Source organism: uncultured Gilvimarinus sp. (genome assembly GCF_963972205.1).
GTDB lineage: Bacteria > Pseudomonadota > Gammaproteobacteria > Pseudomonadales > Cellvibrionaceae > Gilvimarinus > Gilvimarinus japonicus.
The window spans coordinates 1-4,058 of the sequence record NZ_CAXAUC010000030.1; the positions used below are offsets into that span (position 1 = coordinate 1).

Consider the following 4,058-nt stretch of genomic DNA (forward strand, 5'->3'; position numbering starts at 1 on the left):
AAAACACATTAGCCTATGAAGCTAGTTGGCTGACACAGAGTTTTGAACACCCTCGCCACGGTGGCTACTACAGGCCGCATAACCCTCTACTTTTAACGGCGGTTTAAAATGGGGGGATTACAGAAACTTTCGGTATAGAATAAATTTCCTCAAGTTTTACTGGCTGTGTCATTCCGAGAATTTGTACATTCTCAACGTTTGACCTTACTAAGGATTCGTTTGCTCTTTTGTACTTTTGCAATATATCCAGAGACTCAGTTTTCTTATTTAACGTTTCAAAGACTGAATTAGTGGATCTCTTTATTGGCCCCTCGGCAATTTTTTTTATTTCCATAATATACTCTTATATACAACGTATCAGAAGAGCCTCGACGTCAAATCTTACACTTCACGAAAGACCAAAATAACGACCCAATGGCTCATTAATTAATTTTTGTGCGAATAATTTTGCTAGCAGAAATGGAGGGGGAAAGCTTATTTCAACGTAGACCGGGCTTCGCCCTTTATTATCTTATCTTCCTGACTGGCTAAATCTGAGGTTATGGCTGCCTGCCTTCTGACCAGCTTGGTGTTCAACCATAGCCCTTACACACTATGTGGCTTACTGTGCCACGGCACAGGAGAGTTGGCAACCAGAACAAATCTATGCGGCTCGTAGAACTGATTAGGCTCTAGCGTAAGCCACCCCATTAAGTCACCCACCAATTCAACCCAAAGCACTCCGTAGCCAAAAAGCCACTAGATACCGGCTCAAGGCCGGCATGACGATGTAGGTTAATGAATGTGATATCGCGGTGACTCAGCTAACTACGAAGCGCCGCTTGTACTTCCCCCGTAGATACAGCCGAATGGAGGCTTATTTTATCGGTTGAGCACACAGGACGTGTGCGAGAGGATTGTCAGGGCATGGACGCCCTGTCAATCCGTGCCGTTAAAATCAGCCAGAATGAGGGAACCCGTAGGGCTGGATATGTGGGGGCGCGCCTTTTGAGTACTTTTCGTCGCGAAACGAAAAGTACTTCGCCACGCCCGGCGACACGGGCTTATATACCAAAGCCCGCGTTAGCGGTACCCTAAGATTAATCATTGGCTTTTTCAAAAGTGTGGCACCGGGCAAATGCGCATCACAACCCTTTATCCGTCACCGCCCCCTCCGAAGCCGACGACACCGTCTTAGCAAACTTAGCCAACACCCCGCGGGTATAACGCGGCGCAGGGCGTTGCCAACTTTCCAGGCGCTTCCGAATTTCCGCGTCAGGAATATTAATACTAATCTGGGCGTTTTCGGCATCGATGGTAATCTCATCGCCGTTTTCGATAATGGCAATGGGCCCACCGTCCATAGCCTCGGGCGTTATATGGCCCACTACAAAACCGTGGCTGCCGCCCGAGAAGCGGCCGTCGGTGATAAGCGCAACATCGTTACCCAGGCCTTTGCCCATGACTGCCGAGGTGGGGCTGAGCATTTCTCGCATGCCGGGGCCACCGCGCGGGCCCTCGTAGCGAATGACGATCACATCGCCTTTAACCACGGTGCCGCCCAGTATGGCCTCTAGTGCTTCTTCTTCAGAGTGGAACACCCGTGCTTTGCCGGTAAACACCAGCCCCTCTTTACCGGTAATTTTGGCCACCGCGCCCTCGGGTGCCAGGTTGCCCTTAAGGATAACCAGGTGACTGGTGGCTTTAATGGCGTTATCAAAGTCGTGAATAATGTCTTGCTCGGCCGGGTAGGGCTTAACATCGGTTAGGTTCTCGGCCAGGGTTTTGCCGGTCACAGTCAGGCAATCGCCGTGCAGCAGGTTTTTATCCAGTAGCATTTTCATCAGTGGCTGAATACCGCCTACGGCGATCAGCTCGGACATCATGTACTGCCCGCTGGGGCGCAGGTCCGCCAGTACGGGGACTTTTTTGCCGATGCGCATAAAATCATCCAGCGTCAGTGGCACATCCACAGCGTGGGCCATAGCCAGCAAGTGCAGCACGGCATTGGTCGAGCCGCCGAGGGCAATGGTGACGGTAATAGCGTTTTCAAACGCCTTGTGGGTCATGATGTCGGTGGGTTTAATGTCCTGCTCCAGCAGCTCGAGTACAGCGGCGCCTGCGCGGCGGCAGTCTTCAGCTTTAGACGACGATACCGCCTCTTGCGCCGAGCTGTCCGGCAGGCTCATGCCCAATGCCTCAATGGCCGAGGCCATGGTATTGGCCGTGTACATACCACCACAGGAGCCGGGGCCGGGTATGGCGGTTTCTTCGATCTGTTTAACGGCAATGGTGGATAGATCGCCCCGGGCGTGTTGCCCCACAGCCTCAAACACCGAGACAATATCGGTATGGTTGGCGCCGGGTTTAATGGTGCCGCCATACACAAACACCGAGGGGCGGTTCAGCCGCGCCAGGCCGATCATGCAGCCGGGCATATTTTTGTCGCAGCCGCCAATGGCCACCAGCCCGTCAAAGCCCTCGCAGCCGGCGACCGTTTCAATAGAGTCGGCGATTACCTCGCGGGAGACCAGCGAGTACTTCATGCCCTCGGTGCCGTTGGATATGCCGTCCGATATGGTAATGGTGTTAAACACCACGCCCTTGCCGCCCGCCTGGTCGGCGCCGGCACAGGCTTCATCGGCCAATTTGTCGATGTGCATATTGCAGGGCGTGACCATGCTCCAGGTAGAGGCGATGCCGACCTGCGGTTTTTTAAAGTCATCATCGTTAAAGCCCACGGCGCGCAACATGGCGCGGGCGGGTGCTTTTTCTATACCGTCGACTACTTTGGACGAGTGTTTGCGTTTATCGGTCATGGGGTGCCCCTATCGTTTGCAAGCGTGCGTCGGTTGGTTTATGTAGCATAGCTTACAAGGCATAAGCATCCGAGATACAGGCCTGAAATCAAAGCCAGCGTTGTCGGCAAAACCAGATTTACCCTTTCACGCCCAGATAAATCGTGTGCTTACTCCCCTTGCCCTTGTGTGCGCGCACCGTTTTTACCGCCACCGTAAACCTGGCTTTTTTGAGCTGTGTGGTAAACGCCGGATCGTGCCATGCCGACCACACGGCCAGCACACCGCCTTTGTGCAGCGTACTGCGAATGGCCTGCAAACTTTCCATCGAGTACAAGCTGGTGTTATCGGCGTGAGTAAACCCTTCGGGGCCGTTATCCACATCCAACAGTATCGCGTTAAAAGTGGGCTTTTGCGCTTTAAATAATTCCGCCACATCGCCCAAATGCACAAGCGCCCTTGGGTTATTAAGCGGGTAACCCGCGCACTCGCCGAGCGGGCCTTTGTTCCATTCTACAACCTCCGGCACCAACTCGGCCACGGTAACCTTGGTGGACTCGGTGGTCGCCGTAAGCGCAGCGGCTAAGGTAAAGCCCATGCCCATACCGCCCACTAAAACAGCGGCGTTTTCTACATTTGCGATATGGGCACAGCCTAAGTCGGCTAACGCCAGCTCCGAGCTATGCATCCGGCTGTTCATCAACTCGCCGCGCACACCTTTAAGCGAAATAGAAAATTCTTTATCGCGCTGCATCAGGCGCAGCTCACCGCCGTTGTTTGGGATAACGGCCGTGCCGAGTAATTGCCAAGGGATCATATCAATACGTATTAGCGAGGAATGAAGAGGCTACTTTAGCAGATTCAGCACTTAAGCGTTGATAACAGCGCAGGATGACATTTACCATCTTCCTGCACCGAACGACCTACAGGTTACTCAAAGCGGCAGTCTGGGCGCCATGACTCTATATTTTCAAAACTCGACGTAACGCAACGCCATTCAAGCCAACTAGTCGTTGGGCTAGGGGTTGGAATATAGTCAATCATCCCTCCTTCGACTCCCGATTTTTCAGTAAAAGTGAGCCTAATCACACCCTGCACTTGAATCTCTAGACTTTGCAATACTTCGTCAGAAAACGAAACTGGGCTTGGTAAATTCAACTCTTTGTTTGTTGACGGCAACTTCCCCGTCGCGGCGAAGTACTCGTTAAGTTGCAACCTTATATTCATATGATCCCTACCATCAAAACTAGACACTCAATTTAGCGAGGGCTTCTTGCTCAA

3 protein-coding genes are annotated in these 4,058 nt (G+C 52.5%); all 3 read right to left on the reverse strand.

What is annotated here, in order from left to right; translation table 11 throughout:
• Positions 1-103: 103 nt before the first annotated feature.
• The gene (locus AACY82_RS17745; RefSeq protein WP_339618191.1) at positions 104-334 is read right to left on the reverse strand and encodes a hypothetical protein; all 231 of its coding nucleotides are present in this window, start codon (positions 332-334) and stop codon (positions 104-106) included.
• A gap of 790 nt (positions 335-1,124) precedes the next feature.
• A complete protein-coding gene (gene ilvD / locus AACY82_RS17750) occupies positions 1,125-2,798 on the reverse strand; it encodes a dihydroxy-acid dehydratase (RefSeq protein ID WP_339618192.1) in 1,674 nt (557 codons plus the stop codon).
• Between the two features lie 118 nt (positions 2,799-2,916).
• On the reverse strand, positions 2,917-3,594 hold the full coding sequence (locus tag AACY82_RS17755) for an MnmC family methyltransferase (RefSeq protein WP_339618193.1): 678 nt from the start codon (positions 3,592-3,594) through the stop codon (positions 2,917-2,919).
• Between the last annotated feature and the right edge of the window lie 464 nt (positions 3,595-4,058).